This window comes from Flavobacteriales bacterium (assembly GCA_016713875.1).
GTDB lineage: Bacteria > Bacteroidota > Bacteroidia > Flavobacteriales_F > PHOS-HE28 > PHOS-HE28.
This window is the reverse complement of sequence record JADJOI010000003.1, coordinates 1,416,896-1,440,363: the sequence shown is the minus strand read 5'-3', so window position 1 is coordinate 1,440,363 and position 23,468 is coordinate 1,416,896. Positions and strand designations below refer to the sequence as shown.

26 protein-coding genes and 1 pseudogene are annotated in these 23,468 nt (G+C 67.2%); 13 read left to right on the top strand and 14 right to left on the bottom strand.

The genetic code is table 11. The annotated features are described in order from the left end of the window. Positions 1 to 111 precede the first annotated feature (111 nt). The 10 genes from IPJ87_07775 (at position 112) to IPJ87_07730 (ending at position 9,267) form a co-directional block, all read left to right on the top strand. Positions 112 to 1,242 carry a beta-ketoacyl-ACP synthase III gene (locus IPJ87_07775; GenBank protein ID MBK7941758.1) on the top strand — a complete coding sequence of 377 codons (1,131 nt, stop codon included), beginning with the start codon at positions 112 to 114 and terminating at the stop codon, positions 1,240 to 1,242. An 89-nt stretch (positions 1,243 to 1,331) separates the two neighbouring features. Beyond that, the gene (locus tag IPJ87_07770; protein MBK7941757.1) at positions 1,332 to 1,733 is read left to right on the top strand and encodes a hypothetical protein; all 402 of its coding nucleotides are present in this window, start codon (positions 1,332 to 1,334) and stop codon (positions 1,731 to 1,733) included. Beyond that, positions 1,730 to 2,752, top strand: a complete 1,023-nt coding sequence (locus IPJ87_07765) for a BtrH N-terminal domain-containing protein (GenBank protein ID MBK7941756.1) — start codon at positions 1,730 to 1,732, stop codon at positions 2,750 to 2,752. Before IPJ87_07770 ends, IPJ87_07765 begins: the two co-directional genes overlap by 4 nt. After that, a complete protein-coding gene (locus IPJ87_07760; GenBank protein ID MBK7941755.1) occupies positions 2,749 to 3,486 on the top strand; it encodes an ABC transporter ATP-binding protein in 738 nt (245 codons plus the stop codon). The genes IPJ87_07765 and IPJ87_07760 overlap by 4 nt, the downstream gene beginning before the upstream one ends. A gap of 3 nt (positions 3,487 to 3,489) precedes the next feature. Continuing rightward, positions 3,490 to 4,776, top strand: coding sequence for an ABC transporter permease (locus IPJ87_07755; protein ID MBK7941754.1), 1,287 nt, complete (start codon positions 3,490 to 3,492; stop codon positions 4,774 to 4,776). Between the two features lie 2 nt (positions 4,777 to 4,778). After that, positions 4,779 to 5,996, top strand: coding sequence for a beta-ketoacyl-[acyl-carrier-protein] synthase family protein (locus IPJ87_07750; protein MBK7941753.1), 1,218 nt, complete (start codon positions 4,779 to 4,781; stop codon positions 5,994 to 5,996). After that, complete coding sequence (locus IPJ87_07745; GenBank protein MBK7941752.1) at positions 5,993 to 7,057, top strand: hypothetical protein; 1,065 nt, start codon at positions 5,993 to 5,995, stop codon at positions 7,055 to 7,057. The genes IPJ87_07750 and IPJ87_07745 overlap by 4 nt, the downstream gene beginning before the upstream one ends. A gap of 51 nt (positions 7,058 to 7,108) precedes the next feature. Beyond that, complete coding sequence (locus tag IPJ87_07740; GenBank protein MBK7941751.1) at positions 7,109 to 7,504, top strand: hypothetical protein; 396 nt, start codon at positions 7,109 to 7,111, stop codon at positions 7,502 to 7,504. A gap of 51 nt (positions 7,505 to 7,555) precedes the next feature. Continuing rightward, positions 7,556 to 8,479 carry a hypothetical protein gene (locus IPJ87_07735; GenBank protein ID MBK7941750.1) on the top strand — a complete coding sequence of 308 codons (924 nt, stop codon included), beginning with the start codon at positions 7,556 to 7,558 and terminating at the stop codon, positions 8,477 to 8,479. Between the two features lie 35 nt (positions 8,480 to 8,514). Further along, positions 8,515 to 9,267 (top strand): hypothetical protein, encoded by a 753-nt coding sequence (locus IPJ87_07730; GenBank protein ID MBK7941749.1) that lies wholly within the window; start codon positions 8,515 to 8,517, stop codon positions 9,265 to 9,267. Between the two features lie 67 nt (positions 9,268 to 9,334). On the opposite strand, the gene IPJ87_07725 is transcribed toward IPJ87_07730, so the two are convergent. The 3 genes from IPJ87_07725 to IPJ87_07715 form a co-directional block, all read right to left on the bottom strand. Beyond that, entirely contained in the window at positions 9,335 to 10,375 is a 1,041-nt protein-coding gene (locus IPJ87_07725; protein MBK7941748.1) for a T9SS type A sorting domain-containing protein, read from the bottom strand. A 91-nt stretch (positions 10,376 to 10,466) separates the two neighbouring features. Beyond that, a complete protein-coding gene (locus tag IPJ87_07720; protein MBK7941747.1) occupies positions 10,467 to 11,891 on the bottom strand; it encodes a carboxylesterase family protein in 1,425 nt (474 codons plus the stop codon). A 4-nt stretch (positions 11,892 to 11,895) separates the two neighbouring features. Next, on the bottom strand, positions 11,896 to 12,234 hold the full coding sequence (locus tag IPJ87_07715) for an MmcQ/YjbR family DNA-binding protein (protein MBK7941746.1): 339 nt from the start codon (positions 12,232 to 12,234) through the stop codon (positions 11,896 to 11,898). A 114-nt stretch (positions 12,235 to 12,348) separates the two neighbouring features. Between IPJ87_07715 and IPJ87_07710 the strand changes: the two genes are divergently transcribed. Beyond that, positions 12,349 to 13,653, top strand: a complete 1,305-nt coding sequence (locus IPJ87_07710; GenBank protein ID MBK7941745.1) for a T9SS type A sorting domain-containing protein — start codon at positions 12,349 to 12,351, stop codon at positions 13,651 to 13,653. Between the two features lie 6 nt (positions 13,654 to 13,659). Here IPJ87_07710 and IPJ87_07705 read toward each other — a convergent pair whose 3' ends face one another. The 6 genes from IPJ87_07705 to IPJ87_07680 form a co-directional block, all read right to left on the bottom strand. After that, a complete protein-coding gene (locus IPJ87_07705) occupies positions 13,660 to 14,694 on the bottom strand; it encodes an LLM class flavin-dependent oxidoreductase (GenBank protein ID MBK7941744.1) in 1,035 nt (344 codons plus the stop codon). A 93-nt stretch (positions 14,695 to 14,787) separates the two neighbouring features. After that, on the bottom strand, positions 14,788 to 15,006 hold the full coding sequence (locus tag IPJ87_07700; protein MBK7941743.1) for a hypothetical protein: 219 nt from the start codon (positions 15,004 to 15,006) through the stop codon (positions 14,788 to 14,790). A gap of 377 nt (positions 15,007 to 15,383) precedes the next feature. Continuing rightward, complete coding sequence (locus IPJ87_07695; protein ID MBK7941742.1) at positions 15,384 to 15,764, bottom strand: hypothetical protein; 381 nt, start codon at positions 15,762 to 15,764, stop codon at positions 15,384 to 15,386. Between the two features lie 105 nt (positions 15,765 to 15,869). Then, a complete protein-coding gene (locus tag IPJ87_07690) occupies positions 15,870 to 16,271 on the bottom strand; it encodes a hypothetical protein (protein ID MBK7941741.1) in 402 nt (133 codons plus the stop codon). 25 nt (positions 16,272 to 16,296) lie between these two features. Beyond that, entirely contained in the window at positions 16,297 to 16,806 is a 510-nt protein-coding gene (locus tag IPJ87_07685; GenBank protein ID MBK7941740.1) for a DinB family protein, read from the bottom strand. Positions 16,807 to 16,887: 81 nt separating this feature from the next. After that, positions 16,888 to 17,994, bottom strand: a complete 1,107-nt coding sequence (locus IPJ87_07680; GenBank protein MBK7941739.1) for a hypothetical protein — start codon at positions 17,992 to 17,994, stop codon at positions 16,888 to 16,890. Between the two features lie 566 nt (positions 17,995 to 18,560). On the opposite strand from IPJ87_07680, the gene IPJ87_07675 reads away from it, so the two are divergent. Next, a complete protein-coding gene (locus IPJ87_07675) occupies positions 18,561 to 18,911 on the top strand; it encodes an alkylphosphonate utilization protein (GenBank protein MBK7941738.1) in 351 nt (116 codons plus the stop codon). A 9-nt stretch (positions 18,912 to 18,920) separates the two neighbouring features. On the opposite strand, the pseudogene IPJ87_07670 reads toward IPJ87_07675, so the two are convergent. The 5 genes and pseudogenes from IPJ87_07670 to IPJ87_07650 form a co-directional block, all read right to left on the bottom strand. After that, a pseudogene (locus IPJ87_07670) lies at positions 18,921 to 19,407 on the bottom strand (cupin domain-containing protein). Between the two features lie 17 nt (positions 19,408 to 19,424). Further along, positions 19,425 to 20,117, bottom strand: a complete 693-nt coding sequence (locus IPJ87_07665) for a DUF2461 domain-containing protein (GenBank protein MBK7941737.1) — start codon at positions 20,115 to 20,117, stop codon at positions 19,425 to 19,427. Between the two features lie 72 nt (positions 20,118 to 20,189). Then, on the bottom strand, positions 20,190 to 21,365 hold the full coding sequence (locus IPJ87_07660) for a hypothetical protein (GenBank protein MBK7941736.1): 1,176 nt from the start codon (positions 21,363 to 21,365) through the stop codon (positions 20,190 to 20,192). A 115-nt stretch (positions 21,366 to 21,480) separates the two neighbouring features. Continuing rightward, positions 21,481 to 21,933, bottom strand: coding sequence for a DUF1801 domain-containing protein (locus IPJ87_07655; GenBank protein ID MBK7941735.1), 453 nt, complete (start codon positions 21,931 to 21,933; stop codon positions 21,481 to 21,483). After that, the gene (locus IPJ87_07650) at positions 21,893 to 22,954 is read right to left on the bottom strand and encodes a DUF1801 domain-containing protein (protein ID MBK7941734.1); all 1,062 of its coding nucleotides are present in this window, start codon (positions 22,952 to 22,954) and stop codon (positions 21,893 to 21,895) included. The genes IPJ87_07655 and IPJ87_07650 overlap by 41 nt, the downstream gene beginning before the upstream one ends. Positions 22,955 to 23,007: 53 nt before the next feature. Between IPJ87_07650 and IPJ87_07645 the strand changes: the two genes are divergently transcribed. Further along, a complete protein-coding gene (locus IPJ87_07645; GenBank protein ID MBK7941733.1) occupies positions 23,008 to 23,397 on the top strand; it encodes a DUF1801 domain-containing protein in 390 nt (129 codons plus the stop codon). The last annotated feature ends 71 nt before the right edge of the window (positions 23,398 to 23,468 follow it).

Sequence of the window (23,468 nt, the reverse complement as noted above, 5' to 3'; positions counted from 1 at the left end):
AGTTGTTAGCCAGCCCCCTGAACAACAGGCCCTTGTCGCTTGTTTTTGGGCCGGCCCGGCCAGCGGTTACTTTTGCCGGTCCGCACGAAGGGGGGGAAGAACGCCAAGGCCTTGCACGACGTCTACATCACCCGGGTCTCCGGGTTCCTGCCGAACGCACCGGTCTCCAACGCGGAGATGACGGACTTCCTGGGCATGATCGACGGGAGACCGTCGCGTGCCCAGTACATCGTGCTGCGCAACAACGGCATCCTGCAGCGCCACTACGCCCTGGACCGCCAGGGGCGCATCACGCACAGCAACGCCCAGCTCGTGGCCGAGGCGGTGAAAGGGCTTGCCGGTGACGGGCTGGCCGTGCGCGACCTGGAGGTGCTGGCCTGTGGGACGAGCAGCCCCGATCAGTTCCTGCCCTCGCACGCCTCGCAGGTGCATGGCGAACTGGACCATCCCCTGGAGATCGTGAGCACGGCCGGCGCCTGCTGCACCGGCATGCACGCCCTGAAGTACGGCTACATGAGCGTGGGCGCGGGCCTTTCCCGCAACGCCGTGGCCGCCGGCAGCGAGCTCGTGAGCCCGATGATGCTGGCCCGCAACTTCGAACGCGAGACCGAGCGCTACCGCCAGTTGGAGCAGGACCCCATCATCGGTTTCGAGAAGGAGTTCCTGCGCTGGATGCTGAGCGACGGCGCCGCCGCCGTGCTGATGGAACCCGCGCCACGTGGTCCGCTGAGCCTGCGCATGGAGTGGGTGGTGAGCCGCTCCTTCGCCAACGAGCTCGACGTGTGCATGTACAGCGGTGGCGACAAGGATGAGGACGGCCGATACCTCGGCTGGAAGAACTTCCTGCCGCAGGACCTCGCCGGACGCTCCATCTTCACCATGAAGCAGGACGTGAAGCTCCTGGGCCGCAACATCGTGCCGGTGGGCGTGCGTTTCCTGCGCGAGACCTTCGAGCACCACGGGCTCGATCCCGCCTCCATCGACCACATGCTGGTGCACCTCAGCAGCATGTTCTTCCGCGACAAGGTGCACGATGAGATGGTGGCCCAGGGCATCGGCGTGCCCATGGACAAGTGGTTCATCAACCTGCCCCGGGTGGGCAACGTGGGTTCGGCCTCCATCTTCCTCCAGCTGCGCGACCTCATCGCCGAGGGCCACGTGAAGAAGGGTCAGAAGGTACTGTTGATGGTGCCCGAGAGCGCCCGCTTCAGTTACGCCTTCGCCCTGCTCACCGCCGTATAGGCCTCCGCGACCTTCCTGCCCGGCTGGCTATCTTCGCGGTCCCTTTCCCCGGTCGGTGGTTCCATCGCCCTTCCGGAGGACCCACGGTCATGAAGAAGGACGAAGTTCCCCAGGACGACGCCAACATGCTGGAAGGCAAGTTCAAGGTGGTGAAGTACGCCCTGAACGAGAACGGTGAGTTCGAAAAGGTGCCCAGTGTGGGCTGGGAGCCGGAGAACGTGGCCCTGAGCCAGGCCTGGGACGTCATCCACGAACGGGTGGAGGCCGCACGGCAGCAGGTGTTGAAGGGTGACCTGAGCCCGCTGGCCTATCACATGGAGAAGAACATGATGGACGCCGCCCTTCTGGCGCAGCACATGGACCTGCCGGCCCGCAAGGTGAAGCGCCATCTGGAGCCCGCCGGTTTCGCGGAGCTCGACCAGGCCCTGCTGGACCGATATGCGGAGGTGTTGATGGTGCCGGTGGACGAGCTGAAGCAGGTGCCCCGATGAGCCAGCCTGCCCGGGTGATCCCCTTCGACCACCAGCAGAGCGCCCATTGCGAGACGGGCGTCATCAGCAACCTGATGCGCTTCCACGGCCTGCCCGTGAGCGAGCCGATGGCCTTCGGCATCGGCTCCGGCCTGTTCTTCAGCCACATGCCCTTCCTGAAGATGAACGGCATCCCGGTGACCAGCTACCGGATCCTGCCGGGCTGGATCTTCAGCCGGTTCACCAAAAGGCTCGGGATCAGCATCCGGCGGGTCACCTTCCGCGATCCGCGCGAAGCGATGGATGAACTGGACCGGGTGCTGGCCCAAAGCCTGCCCGTGGGCATGCTCACCAGTGTGTTCTACCTTCCTTACCTGCCCAAGGCGTTCCGCTTCCATTTCAATGGCCACAACATCGTGGTGTTCGGGAAGGAGGGGGATGAGTACCTGGTGAGCGACCCGGTGATGGACGGGCCGACGCGCATCCATCGCTCGGCATTGATCCGGGCCCGGTTCGCCAAAGGCATGCCCAACATCAAGGGCCGGATGTACTACCCCACGAAGGTGCCCACCGATGCCGACCTGCGCACGGCCGCCCTCAAGGGCCTGCGGCGCACCGCCCGCGACATGAGCACCACGCCGCTGCCTATGTTCGGCAGCAAGGGCATCGGCTACCTCGCCGGCAAGCTGCGCCATTACGAGCGCCGCCTGGGCGAGAAGGACGCCCGGCTCGCGCTGGGAAACCTCATCCGCATGCAGGAGGAGATCGGTACGGGCGGCGCAGGCTTTCGCTTCATCTTCGCCGCATTCCTGATGGAGTCGTCCAAGCTGTTGAACGCGCCTGCCCTGCGGGAAAAGGCCCTGGAGATGACCCGCATCGGCGACCAATGGCGTGATCTCGCCTATGAGGCCGGTCGCCTGTGCAAGGGCCGCGCCGAGGCCCACATCACCTTCGACCACCTGGCCGACAAGCTGGCCGACATCGGGCGCCAGGAGACCGCCTTCTTCAAGCAGCTCCACCAGTTCGCCAAGCAGCTATGACCGCCCCGGACATCCGGGTGGAGGGCCTGGTGAAGCGCTATCGCAGCGGCGGACGACCCGCTGTGAACGGCATGGACCTGCAGGTGATGCCCGGCGAGTTCTTCGGCCTGCTCGGCCCCAACGGCGCCGGAAAGACCACCATGATCAGCATCCTCACCGGGGTGCTGGCGCCCAGCGAGGGCCGGGTGCTGGTGCGCGGCCTCGACGTGGTGAAGGAGCCCGGCCGCGTGCACCGCCTCATCGGCTTCGTGCCGCAGGAGATCGCCCTCTACGACACCCTCACCGCCCGCGAGAACCTGCGCTACTTCGGCCGACTGCACGGTCTGTCCACCGCGGTGCTCGGCGAACGCACCGAGGCGCTGCTGCTGCGCACCGGGCTGCAGGACCGCGCCGACGAGCAGGTGCGGCACTGGAGCGGCGGCATGCGCCGGCGCCTCAACATCGTGGCGGCCCTGCTGCACGAACCCCCCATCCTTTTCCTGGACGAACCCACCGTGGGCATCGATATCCAGAGCCGCGCCGCCATCTGGGACCTGCTGTTGCAGGTGAACGCCGGCGGTACCACCGTGCTGTACACCAGCCACCACTTGGACGAGGCCGAGCGCCTGTGCACCCGCGTGGTGGTGATGGACGACGGCCGCAGCGTGGGTGAGCTGTCCACCGCACGAGGCGGGGGAGGCGAGCGTTTGGAGGACGCCTTCCTCCGCCTCACCGGACGCGAACTGCGCGATTGATCCATGTTCACCCGCATCCTCGCCCACCTGCACAAGGAACTGCTGCTGCTGCTGCGCGATCGCACAGGCCTGCTGCTGGTGTATGTGATGCCCATCTTCCTGGTGAGCGTGATGGCCGTGGTGCAGGATGCCCCCTTCCGCGACTTCAGCGACAAGCAGGTGCGCGTGCTGTTCAAGGACCTGGACGGCGGTCCAGTGGGGGAGGCCGTGTTGCGCGGGCTGGAGGCCACCGGTAGTTTCACGATCACCGACGGCCAGGAGCTGGACGAGGTCGAGTTCCGCGAGCGTGTGCGCCGCGGCGAGCACCAGATCGGAGGGGTGGTGCCCGCGAACGCCGCGGAGGCCGTCGCCGCCCGCTCGGAAGGCACCATGGCCCTGCTCTTCGATCCGCTCACCGGCGACAGCAGGGACGCCCCGGCGGCCGACAGCTCCTCCGTGCTGATGGTGGTGGACCCCGCCGTGAAGCACGTCTTTCGCGAGCTCGTGCGAAGCAGCCTGGTGCGCGTGCTGGCCGGCATCAGCTCCGAACGGCTGCTGGCCGACATGCGTGTCCGGTTGGAGGCGATCAACGGCGACACCCTGCCGCCGATCGCCCTGGGCGGTCCCTTCGTGGGCATCGACCAGCAACTGGCCGCCCGCGAGCTCACCGGCAACAAGGTGGCCAGTGACACCACCGCCCACAACGTGCCGGCCTGGACCATCTTCGCCATGTTCTTCACCGTGGTGCTGCTGGCCGGCAACATGGTGAAGGAGCGTACCGCGGGCTGCATGGTGCGCCTGCTCACCATGCCGGGCACGGTGGCCGAGCGCCTGGTCGGCCGCATCGCCGCCTACCTGATGGTCTGCCTCACCCAGCTGGCCCTGCTGCTCAGCGTGGGCCATTGGGTGCTGCCGCTCTTCGGCCTGCCGCCCCTGCGCTTCGGCCCCCCCGAGGACCTGCTCCTGCTCGTGCTGGCGGCCCTCTTCATCGGGCTGGCGGCCACCTCCTTCGGGGTGCTGGTGGGTTCCTTCTCGCGCACCCAGCAGCAGTCGGCCATTCTCGGCAGCACCGCCGTGGTGATCATGAGCGCCATCGGCGGCATCTGGGTGCCGCTCTACATCATGCCCGGCCCCATGCAGGTCATCGGCCGCATCTCGCCCCTCAACTGGAGCATGGAGGCCTTCAACGTGGTGATGTTGCGCCAGGGCGACCTCGCCGAGCTCGTCATGTACCTCATCCCACTGGCGGTCTTCGCCACGCTGTGCCTGCTCGTGTCGATCGTGGCCGAACGGGTCGTTTCTTCGCGTTGACCATGAGCGACCGCGTGGTGATCACCGGACTGGGCGTGATCAGCGCCCTGGGCACCAACGTGGAGGGCAACCTCGACGCCCTGCTCCAGGAACGCTCCGGCATCGGCCCCATCACCGTGCTGCCCACCCGCCACCGCGGCACCATCCCCGTGGCCGAGGTGCCCATGGACGATGATGCCCTCGCCGCCCTGGCCGCTCCCTGCTCCGTGCGCAGTTGGACCCGTACCGCCTTGCTCGGCCTGCGCGCCGTGAAGGAGGCCCTGGCCCACGCAGGCATCGAACCCTCCGCCCAGCGCACCGCCTTCGTCTCCGCCACCACCGCTGGCGGCATCGACAAGACCGAGCCCGTCTACGATCAGTACTTCCTGCCGGAGATCCCCGATGTGGCCGCGCAGTACCTGGGCACCCACGACCCCGGCGATCACGCTCAGCGCATCGCCGCCGAGCTTGGCTTCCGCGACCTGGTGACCACCATCAGCACCGCCTGCTCCAGCAGCGCCAACGCATTGATGCTGGGCGACCGGTTGCTGCGCCATGGCCTGACGGACGTGGCCGTGGTGGGCGGCACCGATGCCCTCTGCAAGTTCACCGTCAACGGCTTCAACTCATTGTTGATCCTGGACCGCGAGCCCTGCCGCCCCTTCGACCGCGACCGGGCCGGGCTCAACCTGGGCGAGGCCGCCGCCTACCTGGTGCTGGAGACCGAATCGCGCGCACGGGCCCGCGGTGCCGAAGTGCTCGCCGTGGTGAGCGGATACGCCAACACCAATGAGGCGTTCCATGCCACGGCCTCCTCCCCGGACGGCACAGGCGCCTACGAGGCCATGCGGCAGGCCCTGGCCATGGCGCAGCTCACGCCCGAGGCCATCAGCTACGTGAACGTCCACGGCACCGGCACCCCGAACAACGACGCCTCCGAGGGCATCGCGCTCAACCGGCTTTTCCACGGCGCCGTGCCCCCCTTCAGCAGCACCAAGTCGTTCACGGGCCACACCCTCGGTGCCGCCGGTGCGGTGGAGGCCGTGTACGCCGTGCTCGCCATCCGGCACGGGGTGCACTTCGCCAACCTGCGCTGGCGCACGCCGCTGGCCGAAGCGCCGCTGGTGCCGGTGACCCGCACCCGGAGCGATGTGGCCGTGCGCCATGTGCTGAGCAGCTCCTTCGGCTTCGGCGGCAACAACACCAGTCTGGTGCTGAGCGCACCCGACGCGCGGCCATGAAGCGACCGGTGTACATCCGCGAGGCCTCGGCCATCGGCCCCCAGCCGGTGTTCGACACCGACCGCCTGCAACAGGTCGCCGCCTACACCACCCATCCGCTCAAGGCTGTGGTGCCGGAGCTGCGCCGCTACGTGGACCCCGTGCGCGGGCGCCGCATGGAAAAGGTGGCGAAGATCGGCCTGGGCACCGCGCTCAACGCCCTGGACCGCGCGGGCGGAGCCACTCCCGAGGCCATCATCGTGGGCACCGGACTGGGCTGCATGGAAAGCACCGAGCGCTTCTTCGTGCCCCTGCTGCACAACAACGAGGACGTGCCCAACCCCACGGCCTTCATCCAGAGCACGCACAACAACGTGGCCGGGCAGATCGCCCTGGCCACACGCTGCACCGGCTACAACTACACCTACCTCCACCGCGGCATCTCCTTCACCACCGCCCTGCTCGACGGCTGGATGCAGGTGGGCCTGGAAGGGCGCGGCACCGTGCTGGTGGGCGGCGCTGAGAGCATCACCCCGGACTACTATCTGGTGCAGCGCCGCAGCGGCATCTGGAAGCAGCACGACGTGCCCAACCTGGAGGTGCTGCGGGCCACCGATGGCGGCGCCCTCTGCGGCGAAGGGGCCGCCTTCTTCGTGCTGGGCGATACGCCCGGACCGGGCACGGCCGTGCGCGTGGTGGACGTGGACATCAGCTACCGCGGCGGGCCGGAGCCCCTGCGCGATCGGGTCCAGGCTTTTCTCCAGAGGAACGGGCTCACCGCTGACCGCATCGACCTGTTGATGACCGGACGCAACGGCGACGGTACGCAGGACGGGGCCTATGCACCCGTGGAGGCCGACCTGCCGCAGGCCACCCACGCCGCCTACAAGCACCTCTGCGGCGAGTTCTTCACGGCCAACGCCTTCGGGCTCTGGTTGCTCTGGTCGGGCCTGCGCACCGGCCACCTGCCTGCCGAGGCCGTGCTCCGCACCGGGTCCGCCGCTCCGCGTTGGGGCCTGCTGGTGGATCACTTCCAGCGGACGGACCACAGCCTGGTGTTGTTGGAGCGCATCGGTTCTTAACGGATGATGCCGGTCAGTCGCTTCAGTGGTCGTTGATCTACCTTTGGCATCATGCGCCCCACGGCCTCTGTGAACCTCCTGCTTCGTCTGTCGACGGGCATGATGGCGGCGCTGCTGCTGCTCTCGTTGCTGCTGCCCTCGTTGATCGTGGGCCATTTCCTGCTGGAGCGGGACCGCATCGAGCGTGAGCTGTGCGTGATGCGCGACGCCGCCCCGGAGCAGAACACCTGCCATGGCAACTGCGTGCTGATGCGCCAGCTCCACACCAGCGAACGCAAGGCCCAGACCCCGTTCGAGAACCTGGAGGTGCGCACCGAGCCATCCTTGGTGGCCAACGTGCTGAACTGGCCGCCGGTGCTGCCCATGCGCGAACTGGCCGCACCGCCGCTGCGCGTGACGCTGCTCGACGGCATCCACGCCATCGCCGACCCGGTGCCCTGGGGATAGGTTCCGATCCGGCCCATGCGGTCGGCCCTCGTTGAATCTCAATCCCTTTCCATGAAACGCCTTCTCCTGGCGGCGGCGCTATTGAGCGCGCCTCCGCTGCTTGCCTGCGATGTGTGCGGTCTCTTCCTCGGCATCCAGCCGAAGGACCGCAGCACCACCGTCGGCCTTTTCTACCGCTTCCGCCAGCTCGATGGGACGCTGGGCACCGCCGGTGTGCTGAAGCACGGCGGTCACAGTGCCACCACGGCGGAACAGCACTACACGGAGCTCTACCAGGTGCTCGAACTGCGCGGCGACGTGTGGTTCGGCCCCCGCTTCGCCGTGATGGCCTCGGTGCCCCTGGTGAACAACTACCAGGGCGTGGACGGCTATGCGCGCGCCGACCTGTACGGGGTGGGCGACCCCTTCGTGCTGGCCCGCTACGTGCTGGCCAACACCCGCGGGCTCTCCGACGTGCCGCGGACGGTGCATCGCTTCACCGTGGGGCTGGGCGGCAAGGTGCCCTTGGGCGCCACGGACCGCACCTGGTCAGGCCAGGAGGTGGGCCACGACCTGCAGCCCGGTACGGGCAGCTGGGACGGTCTTGCCTCGGCCGAATACCTGGTGCGCCGGCAGCGGTGGGGCGGAAGCCTGGCCGTGACCGGCCGCCTGAACAGCGTCGGTGCCGGCGACCATCGCATGGGGCACGGTCTTTCGGCCACCGCCGAGGGCTTCCACCAGGTGCCGATCGGGGCGTTCACCTTGGCGCCATCCCTGGGCCTGTACGCCGAGCATTCCGGCATGGACCGGCAGAGCGACGGGAAGGTGCCCGGCACGGGCGCCAACACCCTCTTCACCCACGTGGGATCCCGCGTGTGGTGGCGCAACTGGATGGTGACGGTGAACCATCAATACGCCGTGGCCCGTTCCTCCGGCGAATGGATGATCCCCAACCGACAGCGCGCGATCATCGGGATCACGTACGCGTTCAACTGAACAACAACAACAACAACACAACACGACCACTACGCATGAACACCCAACACCTGGCCCTTGCGGCCGCCCTCGCGGTGGGCTTCACCGCCTGCAAGAAGGACGATCCCGAGCCCACCCCCACCACGCCCACCACGGGCACGGTGAAGCTCTCCTTCTCCTTCACCAAGAACGGCGCTCCGTTCAGCCTCAGCGACATCGTGCAGGACGGCGCCGGTCATGCCGTCAAATTCGACAAGCTGAAGTTCTACGTGAGCGACATCCACCTCACGGACGATGCCATGAACACCGTGGGCGAGTTCCACGAGACCGTGCTGCTGGTGGATGCCGCCGCGGCCACCAACACGTTCACGCTCGGCAGCATCGCGCCCAACCACATCCACGAGGTGCACATCGCCCTGGGCCTGGACAGCGCCACCAACCATGCCGACCCTACGCTGGCCGAGTACCCGCTCGACCTACAGGAGATGCATTGGAGCTGGAACCCCAGCGCTGGATACAAGTTCCTGAACATGGAAGGGCACGTGGACGGCAATGGCGACGGCGACTTCGACGACCCGCAGGACAAGGTCTTCACCTATCACTGCGCCACGGATGTGCTCCTGACGGAGGACCACTTCCACTACCACGCGGACCTGGCGGCCGGGGGCACCGCTACGCTGGCGCCCAACATCGAGGTCATCACCCTGATGATGGGCCTGGATCTGCTGGCCAATGAGACCGCCATGGGCGCAGGCCCCAACAACCAGACGGCCATGACCAACCTGGCCGCCGCGATCACCGGGGAGTGATCCCTTGAGGAACGTCAAGCGACAGGGCCGCCCTCGGGCGGCCCTGTTCGTTCTTGACCGCAGCGGTTCAACGCTGCACCACGAAGCGGCGTTCGTCCGCCTGCCGTGCATCCACGGTGCGGAGCGTGTAGGGGCCAGCGGGCCATCGGCTCACGTCGATGTCCTGCGTACGCTGGGCCTTCACTTCGCCCCATTTGATGGCGCGACCAGCGGCGTCGATCACCGTCCAGGTGGCGGGCAGCGTACCATGCCATTGGAAGCGCACGATGCTCGTTGCTGGATTGGGCCACACCAGCACCTCTGCGCGATCGCCATCCTCGCCCACGCCGTTCGGGCCGCCGAAGGGGTCTGAGATCGCCTGACACGGTAGGCCGTAGTCCACGAAAACGGCATATGTGCCAGGAATACCCATGGTGATGCAGTTCGTGTCGGCGGCGATCGGTTGCCCGTTGATGTACCACTGGTAGCTATTGCCCGGTGGGCTGGCACAGAGCTCCGCGCCGTTCAGGGTCAGCGTGGGCTGGACCGGAGGCGTGAACTCCGCGGCGATGGTGACACCCAGCTGCTGCATGAAGTTCGGGCAGATGCCCGGAGCCCCGCTCACGGAGTACGACCCGTTCTCCGTCACCACGAGGGTGGGGCCGTTCGCACCCGGGATGGGCACGCCGCCGTCGGTCCATTGGATGTTGGTGTCGTACGGCGGCATCAGGGTCAGCAGCAGCGTATCGCCCTCGCAGAACAGCAGCTGACCGTTCGACCCGATGCCGTACTCGGTGTCGCCCCCGTGCATCACGAAGGGCAACAGGAACACCCAGCCATCCACGAGCACGGGAGGGGACATCTCCGTGCAGCCGTTCAGCGTGCATTCCACCGTGAAGCTGGATCCCCCGTCGTTGAAGGCGTTCACCGCGTGGGTCTGCTGGATCGCACCCGTGATCGGCTGCCCGTCCTTGTACCACTGGTAGCTGTCGTACACCTGCGTGCTGAGCACCTCGCCTGCGCCGGGGCACAGGATCACAGGGTCGGGTTGGATGGTGGGGTCGAAGGGACATTGGGCCCACAGGGGCGCCAGGGCAATGGAAGCGGCCAGGGTCAGGGTCGTGCGCATGGTCCGGGGATCTGGTACGAGGACGCTCATGGGACGCGTGATGCTGCCCGAACGTAGCACACGATCCGTCACGGGGACGAACGGTGATGGCCTACCGCGCCACGATCACGCGTTCGGCAGGGAAGGGCGCCTCCGCGAACACCAGCACGTACGCCCCGTTCCCGAGGCCCGCCACGTCGATCGTGTTGCGTCCAGCGCGAAGCGATGCCTGCAACAGCGTCCGACCGGCCGCATCGCACAGCCGGGCCTGAACGGTCCGGCCCCCTTCGGGCAGGACCACCGTGAGCCGATCCATCGCGGGGGTGGGGAACAGCACCGCGCGGGTGGCGGAGCCGATCGCGCGCACGGCGGTGTTGCCGCAGGGCTCCGCTTCGTGGGCCACGATCACCGGGCTGAAGGCCTTGAAGAGGCTGTCGCGCACCGCGGCCGCGTTGTTCACGTAGTGGAACGAGCCGTTCTGCGCCACGTTGATGCAGTTGAAGGAGAACGGGAACTGGCCGAGCACGGCGTTGCACACGGCCGCATCCTGCACGTTCGCCAGCAGGCTCCCGCCCAGCAGGGGCGCCAGCACCGCACTGCCCGCGCACCACGGGTAGTGCGTGCTCCACCACGTGCCGCCCGCGCAGTAGGCCGACAGGTCGCGCAGCAGCGGAGCGGTCCCGTTGGGCACCACGGCGTCGCATGGCTGGTGGTACAGGAACACGGCCGGTGTATCAGGGCCCTGCATCCAGTCCTCGGTGAGGGCCATCGCTGGCAGTGCGCCATACATCGACGCGATGCCGGCCACGCGCGCATCGGTGCCGTTCTGCGCCAGGTCGCCGTCCACCGGACCGAGGTCGGGGCGGCTGCGCTGGGCTGTGCTGAGCGGAAGGCCGGTGACGTGGCATCCGCCCAGCAGCAGGTTCGGATCGGGCACGGCGGGCAGTGCGCCACAGGCCGAAGGACGCTCCACCGGCTCGTCGAGGAAGGCGGCCGTAAGGCTTGTGATGGCCCCCGCGCTCTCCCCGTAGAGGAACACGTTGCAGGTGTTGGTGCTGTCCTGCGCACTGCGTCCCTTCAGGAAGCGGACGGCCCCCTTGAGGTCCTGCTGCGCCCGGTAGAGGGCCCGGAGCAGCTCGGCGCTGTCCGGCAGGTACACGCAGGGTTCCACGCCGAGGGAGATGGACACGTTCTGCGGCACATGGTGGCGTAGCCGATAGCTGATGGTGGCGGCCACGTACCCGCGCTGTGCGGCGGCATGGCAGATGGACCACAGCTCCTGCCGCGTGCCGCCCACCCAGGCCCCGCCATGCACGGCGATGAGCACCGGCCGGTGCGTGTTGCCATCGCCCACCGGACGGAAGAGGTCGAGCTTCAGGGTGTCGATCCCGCCCAGGTAGGTCGTATCCCACCCATAGATGATGTTGCGCACCGTATCCACCGGCCAAAGGGCTTGGGTGTACGGTTGAGCGCACAGGGTACCGCCCATGACCATGGTGGCAAGCGTGATCGCGGAGGTCAGCGGGCCCCGTTCCATTCCGCTAAGGTCGGCGATCGCCCATGGCCTTCGCCAGCGCATGCTGCACGCCGAGCTGGAAAAGGCGATCGTCGGCCCGGGCCAGCTCCACGAAGGTGGCGCCCTTCGCGCCCCATTTGTTGGGCACGGGGAAGAAGACCTGCGGATGCTGCGCGTGGAGCTCGGTCTGTTGCTCCACATCGAGCAGGAGCACGGCCCGCTGATCGTCGAGCCACAGGGTGAGGAAGATGGTGGAGGGCTTCCCCTTGGCGGTGGTGGCGCGGTAGGCGGGTCGCCCGAAGTGATCGTGCTCGGTGACACCGGGCAGGGCGAGCAGCCGGTCGCGGGCGGTGGCGGCGTCCATCGTCCCCAAGGTCGGGCCTCTTCGCCGAACCACAACACCTGTCCGCGTGTTGGGCACCCGCACAAGCAGCGGAACGACCGGTCCGCGTGTCCCCCTGCGAACCCACCCGACCCCATGCACCGCATCGCTCCGCTCGCTCTCCTCACCGCGCTCTGTCCTGTCGTCACCCACGCCCAATGGACGGCGGGCGGCATATTCTCCTCATCGATCCATTATCAGGCCGCAGCGTTCCACACGCCCGATACCGGGCTGTTCGTCTATGGCGCGAACGATCCCTTTCAAGGCGAAGGCGGCCTTGTGCGGACGGACAATGGCGCGACCACGGGGGGCTTCTTCGTCTGGTATGCCTCGCCCGGCAACCTGGAGGACATCGATGTGCGGGAGGTCAATGGCTGGCCGTACTACATGGCGGCAGGGCATTACCAGTACAACCAGGGCCTGGTGGTGCGCCAGAACCCCCAGTACCTGAACATCTTTCAGTTCGACAGCGTCCGCACAGGCAGCGGCAAGCACTACCGCGCCATCCGCATGCGCAGCGATCTGGTGGCCTTCGCCGCGGGCGGCGACCAGCAGGGCAACGGCATCGTTGACATGAGCGTTGACACCGGGGCGACCTGGTCGAACGTCACCGTGCTTCCCGGCCAACCCGTCGCACGCCTCCACTTCGTCAACGATCAGCTCGGCTTCGCGGCCACCGGCGGCTACAAGCGCAACCTGGGCAACCTGGTGGTGCTGCCGGACAGTGGTGCCCTCTACCGGTCCACGGATGGCGGCCTCACCTGGTCGCAGATCCACGCCGACCCGGATCACGGGTTCAGCGATGTGGCGTTCAGCTCCGGCCAACAGGGTGTGGCCACGCGCAACGACGGCGTCATCCTCCGCACGACCGATGGCGGCAGCACATGGACGCCCGCCACCGTCAACGTGGCGGGGCCCTTCGTGCTGACGAGCGTGACCTTCCGGCCGGACGGCACGGGCTTCGCCAGCGGCTACCGGACCGATGGTACGGAGGGCCTCATCCTGTTCAGCGACGATGGCGGGGCCACCTGGGATCTCAACTTCAGCACGGCCGGACTCAATCACTCGCGCCGCATTTACGATCTCTACTTCCACGACGACGCGCACGGCTACGCCCTCACACACATCCGTCCCTTGCGCAGCAACGGGTTGATCACTACCGTGGAGGAGGATCCGGTGGATGGGATCGCGCTCTTCCCTGTGCCGGCGGACGACGCGGTCACCGTGGTGGTGGGTGGGCCTGCGGAGGTGCTGGTGCGCGATGCGCAGGGCCGGGTGTTGCGGCGTGCGACCACCACGGACCGGGCGTTGATCCCCCTGGACGGACTGGCCGCCGGCCTGTACGTGGCCGAGGTGCGGCAAGGGGGCACGGTGCGTCGGCAGGCCTTCCTGCGGCGCTGAAGGCGATCACGCCCCCACGGCCGCCTTCACGCGGGGCACCACCTCGGTGGCGTAGAGCTCAATGCAGCGGAGCAGCTTGTCGTGCGGCATGCTGCCCACGCTGAACTGTAGGCAGAAGCGGGTGAAGCCGAACAGCTCCTGCTCACGGATGATCTTGCGCGCCACGGTCTCCGGATCGCCGAGCAGCATGGCCCCCTGGGGCGACACCTCGAAGTCGAACTGCGGCCGGCCCACAGGACCCCAGCCACGCTCCTTGCCAATGCGGCCCATCTGCATGGCGTAGCGCGGCCAGGTGAGCTCGGCCGCCTCCTCGAAGCTGTCGGCGATGAAGCCGTGCGACCCGATGCCCAGCTGGAAGCGTTCCTTCGGATGGCCCGCCTGCTGCCAGGCCTTCCGGTACAGGTCGGTGAAGGGCTTGAACCGCGCCGGGTCGCCCCCGATGATGGCGAGCGTCATGGGCAGCCCCAACGCGGCCGCACGGACGGCGCTCTCCGGCGTGCCGCCCACGGCCACCCACACGGGCAGCGGCTCCTGTACGGCGCGTGGGTATACGCCGCGGCCTTCGATCGTGGGCGTGTGCCGCCCCTTCCAGGTGAGGTGCTCGCCCTTCCGGATCTCCAGCAGCATGGCCAGCTTCTCGCTGAAGAGCGTGTCGTAGTCCTTCAGGTCGTACCCGAACAGCGGGAACGACTCGGTGAAGGACCCGCGGCCGGCCATGATCTCTGCACGCCCGCCACTGAGCAGGTCGAGCGTGGCGTACTGCTGGAACACGCGCACGGGATCCTCGCTGCTGAGCACCGTGACGGCGCTGCTCAACCGGATGCGCGTGGTGCGGGCGGCGATGGCCCCGAGCAGCACGGCGGGCGCGCTGGCGATGAAGTCCTCGCGGTGGTGCTCGCCGATGGCGAACACGTCCAGCCCCAGGCGGTCGGCCAGCTCGGCCTCCTCCAACAGCTGGACGTGGCGCTGTTGTGCGGTGATGCGCTCGCCGGTGACGGGATCGGGCGTGTGGTCGACGAAGGTGTAGATGCCGAACTCCATGGGGCGCAAAGATGGGATCGCTCACACGGCGTGCTGCGCCACCTGCATCGGATCGGTGACGGACCTCCCGTTGGCGTCCACGTAGCTGCTCCGTCAGGTGTGGCGCACCTGCAGGCCGCTCACCAGATCGGATCCGGCGTGGTCGTGCATAAGGATGCGCTCATGGTCCGTAGGGCCTTCCCACGCGCGGCGGGCAGACACTTCCTCCATGGTGCTGAGGTAAAGGGCGCCTCCGGGCCGGAGCACCGCGGCGGCGTCGGCGATCAGGGCCGTGGCCTCACCGGCGTTCAAGTAGGGCAGACCGAGGCGCACACGATGCCGTGGAACCGGCGCCCCAGGGTCCGCATCGCCCGTTGGTCCATCCGCTCGAAGGTGGCCAGGGGGAGCTGTTCGCGGGCGACCGGCTGATGGTGGTGAAGAACGACTACTTCAGGTCGGGCCGGCGACCCAGCAGATGCCTAGTGACGTTGCCTGGCCCGCAGGCGAGTTCAAGCACGTCAGCCCCGGCGGGCAGAAGGTCCAAGTACGCGTCCAGCGATGGGCTGTACCGGCCGACGTCCGCGTACTTGGCGGCATACCGTGCCGCCTACCGGTCGAAGATCCGGGCGGCCTGTTCTCCGGGGTCCATTCGGATGGAAGCGGGACGGGCCCGGGGTCAGCTGGCGCGGGTACTGTACGGACGAGGCCCGTCAACGCTTCACGGCGATGCCGCTGATCTCCACGTTGGCGCCGCGCGGCAGCTCCTTCACGCCCACGGTCTCGCGCGCCGGCAGATCGCCCTTGAAACAGGCCTGGTACACCGTGCTCACCGCCGTGTAGTACTGTAGGTTCGTGAGGTAGATGGTGCACTTCACCAGGTCGTCGTAGGTGAGCCCGGCGGCCGCCAGGATCTCGCCGATGTTCGCCATCACCTGTTCGGCCTCCTTGGTGATGTTGTCAGTGATGACGGTGCGGGTGCCTTTCACCGAGGCGATCTGGCCGCTGATGAAGACAAAGCCGTTGGCCTCCACGGCGGCCGTGAAGGGGCTGGAACCTTCCAGCTTCTCGTCGAGGTGGATCGATCGTTTCATCGCTGAGGGAGGAACGACCGTGTGGCCGTTGTGGCGCGAAGATGCGACACAGGAGGTCCGCTCCGACGATCGCCGAAGGCTCCCGGGATCCGAAGGAGGGTCGCTTCAGCGCCGAACTCCGGCCAGTCGCCCGCCCACCCACGCCATCGGGAGGTAGGCCACGGTCAGGTCCAGCGCGATGAACCACATGGGAGCAGGGATCATGAAGGCGGCCGCGATGCCTCCAAGGAGGTGCATTCCACCCACCACCAGCGCGAAGGTCATCGGGCGTGTGGCGGCCAGCCGGGCGGCCAGAAAGCCGCCGATCAGCGAAGGCACGGCATGGGCGAGGAAGGGGGCGATGAAATGCCGCGCCTCCAGCAGGGTGTAGGTGGACGGTGTGTTCGGATCGAACCCGGCCGGTGGCGGGATCAGGCGCATGAGCAGGTCCAGCATGAGCCCGTTGAGCAGCAGGCAGGTGCCGATACCGGCCACGACGGCCAGGATGTTCCGCAGGAGGGGTGACATGGGTCGGGCGTTCGGTGACCCGAACCTACCACGTTCCCGCGTAATCCAGGGGCACGGTCGCGTTCGCTTTCAGCCGGGCGTAGCCGAGGTTGATCAGCTGCCGGATGTGGTGCAGGTCGTGCGCCACCCAGTTCGTGAGCAGCAGCGCGCAGCTCACCGGGCCCACTTTCGGATGGATGTAGGCGTTGTCCCAATGCGCCCGGTCCTGGGCCCGCAGCCAGGTGAGCGAGGCGGCGCGCTCGGCGAGGAAGGCGTCCAGAACGGCGGCAAGGTCCTGTTCCAGGTAGCGGCGCTCGATCACCCACGCCGGTGGATCGATCTTCGGCCACGGGGCTTCCGGCGTTTCCAGCGTGCTGCGCAGCCGCGCGCGGAAGTCCTCCCGCTCCTCGTCCAGCAGATGACAGGCCACTTCCAGGGCGCACCACGATCCGGGAGCGGGTTTCCAGGTGGCCTCGTCCGTGCCGAGGTCGGTGAGCAGCCCGCGGAACACCGCCGCGTGCCGTTCGAGCTGGGCGAAGAGGTTGGAACGGTCCATGGGGTGAAGGTATCCGGCCGTCGATCGGCCGCGGTGACCATTCGTTCCACATGCCGGAACTGCAAGGCCCGGACGGTGTTCTCATCGGCCGGCGACCACCACCCGTCGGGTGGCCGTGCTTCCGTCCCTCCACCGCGCTTCGATCATATAGGGGCCTCTCGCTATCGAGCCGGCATCCCAGTCAAAACCCTTCAAGGATGTGATCACGGATCCTTCCACGGTCAGCACCCGTATCCCTTCCAGCTCTCCGGCCCGATCCAGGATCACCGTGAACCGCGTTCCGGAGGTGGGGGTGACCAGCAGCAATGGCGCCGCAGCCGGGTTCTCCAGCTGGCCCACGAATGGTGTCCCGCGCACCACGATCGCATTGGGATTGAGCAGCCCGCCTGAACCGCTGGCGATGAGGTCCTCCAGGTAGCTCCCATCCGGAGCGAAGCGCTTCACCGAGTGATCGGCCCCGTTCCCGAGGAGCAGCGACCCATCCGGGAGGACCGCGTACCCCTCCGTCTGGCCCAGCCCGCCGATGAACACGCCGAGGGAGCTGCCGTCCGCGGCGAACCGCTTCACCGCACCGCCATCGTAGTCGGCCACCAGAAAGGTGCTGTCGCTGTCCGCCCAGATGTTCGTGGGGCCCACCAAGCCCGAGTTGATGAAGACACCGAGGTCGTTGCCCTGTTCATCGAAATGCCGCACCAGGTCCTGCGAGTAGGATGACACGTACAGGTGGCCATCGGCATCCCATTCGAGCCCAATGCTCTGCGGCACGCCCACCGTGGTGAACTCGCCCAGGTAGTCGCCGTCGAGCGCATACCGTCGCACGCGTCCGTTGCCGCTCCATTGCAGCACGTACAGCGATCCGTCCGGCCCGATGCGCATGCGGGTGGGCCCGGCGATGCCGGCGGCGAACACGGAGTGGTATGCTCCGGTGGTGGCGTCGTACCGATCGATCGAGCCGCTGCCAAGGTTGCTGATCAGCACCGCGTTGCTGTCCTCCAGGAACAGGATGTCCTGCGGCCAGTTCAAACTGTCCGTGATGAAGTCCACCGGTGACTGACCATCCAGCCCGTACCGCAGGATCCGCCAGGGCGGGGCCTGGAAGTTGCCGGCGTCGCACACATAGATGCCGTCCTCCTGGCCGAGCCCTGCTGAGGCCAGACCAACGCCGAGGATCGCGAAGAACTGCTTCATGGGCATGGGATGAGGGAGGGGAAAGGTCCTCGATGCACGCGTTGCGGCGCGACCGAGGCTGGGGAAGGGTCCGTTCCGGAAGAGGACCGGCCCTCGGAGGGCTGAAGCGTTGGCCTCGCGATGCGCGTCAGAGCGTCCCCATCGGCACCCGGGTCCCTCGGTGACCATCGCACTTGCGGACCCGACCGGCGCCGGCACAGGCGGAAAGCAGCAGCACCAGGCTGAGGAGGGCGAGAAGGGACCTCATGTCCGCTCAACGCGGTCGCTGCCGGCGCTGTTGTGCAGGACCCATACCGCTCGATCGCCGCACGGGCCATTGGACTCGGCGAGATCGACCATCTTCGGACCATGCGAAGACCTTCCTCATCATCCTGGTGTTGCTCAACGCGGTCGTGCTCCTGGGCCAGCTATGGCCCGAAGGCGCGCCTCCGTTCGCCCGGATCGTGAACATCGTGTTCCTGCTGGCGGTGCTGGGCTACCTGCTGCGCGAGCTCCTCGGCAAGCGCTGAAGCGCGCGTTCAAGGCGTGCGGCACGCCACCCACCGACCGGGTACCTTCGCGCCATCATGTCCGAGAACCATCCCTGTCCCGAGTGCCGCTCCGCCATCACGTACCCTACCGGCTCCTCGTGGATGTGCGGCGAGTGCGGCCATGAGTGGAACCCCGAGGAGGTGGCCGCGGCCAACGCCGGTCCGGTGATCAAGGATGCGAACGGCACCGTGCTTCAGGATGGCGATGATGTGGTGGTGATCAAGGACCTGCCCGTGAAAGGCATGCCCAAGCCGGTGAAGGCGGGCACCAAGGTGAAGGGCATCCGGTTGGTGGACGGTGGCGCCAACGCCGGGCACGACATCGATTGCAAGATCGAGGGCTTCGGGGCCATGGGCCTCAAGAGCATCTACGTGCGCAAGGCCTGAACGGCCGGTTCAGAGCAGGTCGAGGTGACCAGGTTGACGCTGCCGAAGCTGCCGGGCGACCTCCTGCCGATCGCGCAGCATCACGAAGTCCGCGAAGTCGAAGCCCGGGCCCACCACGCAGGCCACCAGCGTGAAGGCTCCGGTGCTGCGGGCCGCCTGCCAATGTCCCGGTGGCACCACCACTTCCGGGCTCAACCCCGTCCCTCAAGGGACCGAGCCCGCACCGCTCCACGTGATGGAGCTCCGGGTCGCTCTCCAGCAGTTCCAGCGATGCGCCTTCCAGGTGGTGCCACACCTCATCGCTGGTGACGCGGTGCCAGCGGCTGACCTCCGATGCCGGCAACAGGAAGTAGATGGTGGTGAGCGCAGCACGCGCACTGCGACCATCCTGTGGGTCCACGAGGAGCGGGGAGCGATGGAGTTCGCGGTAGTGGCCTCCCTCGGGATGGGGGCGTAGGTCCAGCTCGCGGATCAGGGCTTCGGCGCGGGGGTCCATCGGCGGGTCGTTCGGATTCACGCGCCGTTGGCGTCGGTGGTGAGCACCTCGGTCATGTGGTCGAACCAGGGCCGTACCGCCCGGTAGGTCTTCACCACCTCGTCCAGAAAGCCCGGTGCGAGGACCTCGGTATCGCTGAAGGGGCGACGCAGGAGGAACTGCTTCTTCCGCAACAGGTCGGCCAACGGATGGTCCTTGGCAAAGCCGCGCGGTACGGTGGCCAGTTCCTCCCCGAAGAGTTCGCCCAGCTGGGTGCGCAGGTTCCGACCCCGCAAGATCCTTCTCCAGGTGTCGTGGTCGTAGGCGATGTCCTGCCGGATCAGCCGCAGGTCATCGGGTTCAGGACCCATGAAGCCGCAGGTGACGTGCGAGCGGCCGCCCGGCTGGATGCGGAAGAAATAGCCGCCGCGCAACCCCGGCTTCACGCGCACCAACCGGCCGCCGAAGCGCGGGGCGTACGGCGGGCGACCCTTGTGGAAGCGCTGGTCCGTGTGGATGCGCATCAGGCTCTTCGCGCCGCTGGGTGTGCTCAGCTTGTCGTGCGCCCGCATGCGGTCCAGCAGCACGTCGGCGAAGGCCACCATGTTGGCGTGCGCTGCGGCGTAGCGCCCTTTGTTCGCCTCGAACCAGCTCTTCTCGTTGTGCGCGTCCAGGTCCGCCAGGAAGCCGAGGGTGGACTTCGCGATGACGGTCGATCGTGCGTCGGGCATGCGGCGAAGGTCGGGAGCCCACGGTCATTCCCAGAACCTTCGCAGCGGCCCCTCAGGCGGTCCGCGTCCCGCTCAGGGCTCGGTGGACATCTGCTGCCACTGGCCCACCCACTGCCCGTTCGCGTTGGGGTCGTAGTTGACGTCGTTGGTCCCGAAGTACTGCCCGTCGCTGTTCACCCAGTAGTTCTGGTAGCCGGACTCCACCTTGCCCATCGCACCGGTGTTGGGGTTCCACGCGTTCTGCTCGCCCCGGATCCCGTCGATGGTGGCCTCGTGCATGCGGTCCATGGTGGCGCTGGTGTTGTTCCAGGTGCCCATGATGGCGTCGTTCACGGAGTTCACCCGGTCGCGGTGTGCGGCCTGCTGCGCATCGAAGGCGGCCTGCCTGCTGCGCATCCGGGCGTTGTGCGCGGACCAGCTCTGCTGCTCCTTCTGCTGTTCGCTTTGCGCGTAGGCCGCGAAGTAGGCCGGGTTGTAGCGCACACTGGCGAAGCCGTTCAGCAGGCCATCGCGCTCCGCTTCGTACCGGCCGGACGGGGCTTGCAGCGCCGTGGTGTTGTAGCCCCAGTTCACCAGCTCGTTGCCGGCGATGCTGAACCAGCTCATCACCACCGCCAGGCGGTCGTCGCCGCGGCGCCACTCGCTCAGGTCGGCCTGGCAGATGCGCTGCGCCTGCCCCACGGAGTACAGGTTGTCCATGAAGCGTTGGTTCACCCGCGCAACCTCCGGCAGGGAGCGGTGGCCGATGAGTTCATACCCCTGCTGGCGGAAGTATGGCACCAGGTCCTGCATCACCACCTGATCGGGCGTGATCGGCGCGCGCATCGGCACGTTGTTGGCCTGGTTGAAGCGGCCCAGCTGCCCACCAGCATAGCTGAAGTTCATCGGCGATCCCTGCTGCACCTTCACCGGACCGGTCACGGTCCAGTTCCCGGTCTCCATGCCCCGCACCTGCCAGTGCGCCGGCAGCTCGAGCTGGGCGAGCGGCATGTTGAAGGCCGTGCCGTTCAGCGTGTAGGTGCGCGTCGCACCGGAGGTGCTTCCGCTCGGGGCGCCGGCGGGGTCCTCCACGTCGTACCCGTCGGGCTGCTCGGCCGCCATCGGGTTCCCGGTGAGCGCGGCCACGCGCGCTTCCAGTGCGCTCATGGATGAGCCCGACCCGTCCGCGTCCTGGTCCGTGCCAGGGCCTTCACTACAGGCGAAGAAGAGGGTCGTGCAGCCGATCAGCAGGGTGGTGGAGCGGTTCATGCGTCGGGGTGTTTCCTCATCATCGGGGACCGGTGCCCGATGTGAACGATCAGGGGGGGCGGCCGTCACCGTCGACCCCGTGGGCCGGCCATCCGGTCCGCACCGCTCGGGGGCCTCAACGCAGGCCTCCGGCGCGCTCACGGTCCACGACCAGCGCCGCGCGAAGCAACTGCCGGATGCTGCGGTCATCCGTCGTGGTCATCCTGCTGAGGTCCCGCCAAAGCACCTGCTTGCGCGCACCCCGTTGCAGGTAGGGTTCGCAGCCGGGCACCAGCGCGCCGTAGGTCAGCCCGAACCGGACACCTTCGTAGGTCTTCCTTTTCCCCCACAGCACCGAGGCCGGCCACAGGAAGCAGACATCGCGATGCCCTTTGTAGAACGGCACGTTGAAGCTGATGCGCTCAGTCAGTTCCGGGGCCTCGCCGATCACCAGCTCGCGCAGCTGTTCGGTCAGCATGCGCTCGTCGTGCGGAAGGAAGTCGAGCAGTTCGACCACATGGGAGAAGCGCAAGCCGCCGGACAACATGTCAATCATTGAGCCCTTTGTCGGCCAGGATGCGATCCACATGCTTGGCGATGCGGGCCTCGCGCGTGGCGCTCTGCTTGGCACCGCCGAAGAAGAGCAGGTAGCCGCGTTGCCGTCCCGGCGTAAGCGCGTTGAACGCCTTCTTCAGCGCGGGCATCTGCTTCAGGGCCCTGGCGAACTCCGCAGGCATGTCGAACTCGGCGGTCGTCCTCAGCGGCACCTTCCCCCCAGCTTGTTCTACGGCGATGGCCTGTTCCATGTAGCAGCGGATCACCGGTACCAGGTCCTTGATCTCCTTCAGGCCGGTGAACCGGATCTGCCGTGCGCTCTGCACGTGGGCCGTCTGTTGGACCAGGATCCCGTGGTCGTCCTTCAACAACGCACCCTTGTGGAAGAGCAGCGCACAGTAGTCGTTGAATCCGTGCATCAGGAAGACGTTCTTGCCCTTAAGCGTGTAGCACGGGTGGCCCCATTTCAGTTCCTCGGTGAGGCCGCCCTGCAAGGCCAGCTCACGCAGCGCGGCGAAACAGGCCTTCCATTTGCCGTCCTTCGCGAAGAACCACTCCACCTTGGGGTTGGGGGCGCTGGTCGCCGCGTCCTGCGCGTGGCTCACCCATCCGGGCAGCGCGGAGGCCTGCTTGATCCAAGCGACCAGTTGGTCCTCATCGATCTCGTCGTGCTCACGGATGTCCAGGTAGCGCGCGTTCTTGTCCTTGCTGGGGCCGGGAGGGATTGGCTTCAGCGACCGACCCTGGAACCAGGTGAGACGCACGAACTGGGTGAAGCAGTGCGTGGAGAGGAACCAGCCCCGGCCTTCGACCCCGTAGAAGGGCGAGTTCCACTTCACCGCCTTCCGCAGTTTCGGCACGTGCCGCTCGATCAACGCATCCAGGTGCTCACCCACCGCGCGCTTCCACCCCGGCATCGCGTCGATGTACGCCTGCACGGGTGCGTCGCCCTCGCCTTTGGGGATCTGGGGGTTGCCGCCGGAAAGGAGCTTGACCTTGGCCGCTGGCTTCTTGGTGGTTGTTCTCCGCGCACCGGGCTTCTTCGATACGGACATGGACCGAAATAACGAAGCTTCGGTGATCCATCTTCGCAGGACCAAGCTTGACCATGGCCAAAGCAGCCCTGAAGACCACCGCGACCACCGGCAGCGTGGACGCCTTCATCGACAAGCGAACCGAGGAAGTGGCGGCCGATTGCCGAGCGATCGTCACCCTGATGAAGAAGGTCACAGGTGAGGACCCGAAGATGTGGGGGCCGAGCATCGTGGGCTTCAGGAAGTACGCCTACACGTACGAGACCGGTCGGGAAGGGGCGTGGATGCTCACCGGATTCAGCCCGCGCAAAGCCAGCATGACGGTGTACATGTTCAGCGGTCTGGATGAAGCGGAAGCGCAGCTGAAGAGACTGGGAAAGTGCAGCACCGGCAAGGGCTGCCTCTACTTCAAACGCCTGGCGGACGTGGATCTGAAGGGGCTGGAGAAGATGCGGGTGCGTTGATCGAACAGCGCTCGGGGCGATCCGTCGTTCACAGGCCTGGCCACGCTTCGGTGTTGGACTTATTGCTCCAC

Coding starts and splice junctions, on each gene's coding strand:
- IPJ87_07750 (MBK7941753.1), top strand. CDS start 4,779: ATGAGCGACCGCGTGGTGATCACCGGACTGGGCGTGATCAGCGCCCTG.
- IPJ87_07655 (MBK7941735.1), bottom strand. CDS start 21,933: ATGTGGATCGCATCCTGGCCGACAAAGGGCTCAATGATTGACATGTTG.
- IPJ87_07650 (MBK7941734.1), bottom strand. CDS start 22,954: ATGTCCGTATCGAAGAAGCCCGGTGCGCGGAGAACAACCACCAAGAAG.
- IPJ87_07760 (MBK7941755.1), top strand. CDS start 2,749: ATGACCGCCCCGGACATCCGGGTGGAGGGCCTGGTGAAGCGCTATCGC.
- IPJ87_07740 (MBK7941751.1), top strand. CDS start 7,109: ATGCGCCCCACGGCCTCTGTGAACCTCCTGCTTCGTCTGTCGACGGGC.
- IPJ87_07680 (MBK7941739.1), bottom strand. CDS start 17,994: ATGAAGCAGTTCTTCGCGATCCTCGGCGTTGGTCTGGCCTCAGCAGGG.
- IPJ87_07720 (MBK7941747.1), bottom strand. CDS start 11,891: ATGGAACGGGGCCCGCTGACCTCCGCGATCACGCTTGCCACCATGGTC.
- IPJ87_07725 (MBK7941748.1), bottom strand. CDS start 10,375: ATGCGCACGACCCTGACCCTGGCCGCTTCCATTGCCCTGGCGCCCCTG.
- IPJ87_07665 (MBK7941737.1), bottom strand. CDS start 20,117: ATGCCCGACGCACGATCGACCGTCATCGCGAAGTCCACCCTCGGCTTC.
- IPJ87_07645 (MBK7941733.1), top strand. CDS start 23,008: ATGGCCAAAGCAGCCCTGAAGACCACCGCGACCACCGGCAGCGTGGAC.
- IPJ87_07705 (MBK7941744.1), bottom strand. CDS start 14,694: ATGGAGTTCGGCATCTACACCTTCGTCGACCACACGCCCGATCCCGTC.
- IPJ87_07765 (MBK7941756.1), top strand. CDS start 1,730: ATGAGCCAGCCTGCCCGGGTGATCCCCTTCGACCACCAGCAGAGCGCC.
- IPJ87_07695 (MBK7941742.1), bottom strand. CDS start 15,764: ATGAAACGATCGATCCACCTCGACGAGAAGCTGGAAGGTTCCAGCCCC.
- IPJ87_07710 (MBK7941745.1), top strand. CDS start 12,349: ATGCACCGCATCGCTCCGCTCGCTCTCCTCACCGCGCTCTGTCCTGTC.
- IPJ87_07735 (MBK7941750.1), top strand. CDS start 7,556: ATGAAACGCCTTCTCCTGGCGGCGGCGCTATTGAGCGCGCCTCCGCTG.
- IPJ87_07715 (MBK7941746.1), bottom strand. CDS start 12,234: ATGGACGCCGCCACCGCCCGCGACCGGCTGCTCGCCCTGCCCGGTGTC.
- IPJ87_07745 (MBK7941752.1), top strand. CDS start 5,993: ATGAAGCGACCGGTGTACATCCGCGAGGCCTCGGCCATCGGCCCCCAG.
- IPJ87_07755 (MBK7941754.1), top strand. CDS start 3,490: ATGTTCACCCGCATCCTCGCCCACCTGCACAAGGAACTGCTGCTGCTG.
- IPJ87_07690 (MBK7941741.1), bottom strand. CDS start 16,271: ATGTCACCCCTCCTGCGGAACATCCTGGCCGTCGTGGCCGGTATCGGC.
- IPJ87_07685 (MBK7941740.1), bottom strand. CDS start 16,806: ATGGACCGTTCCAACCTCTTCGCCCAGCTCGAACGGCACGCGGCGGTG.
- IPJ87_07675 (MBK7941738.1), top strand. CDS start 18,561: ATGTCCGAGAACCATCCCTGTCCCGAGTGCCGCTCCGCCATCACGTAC.
- IPJ87_07770 (MBK7941757.1), top strand. CDS start 1,332: ATGAAGAAGGACGAAGTTCCCCAGGACGACGCCAACATGCTGGAAGGC.
- IPJ87_07660 (MBK7941736.1), bottom strand. CDS start 21,365: ATGAACCGCTCCACCACCCTGCTGATCGGCTGCACGACCCTCTTCTTC.
- IPJ87_07730 (MBK7941749.1), top strand. CDS start 8,515: ATGAACACCCAACACCTGGCCCTTGCGGCCGCCCTCGCGGTGGGCTTC.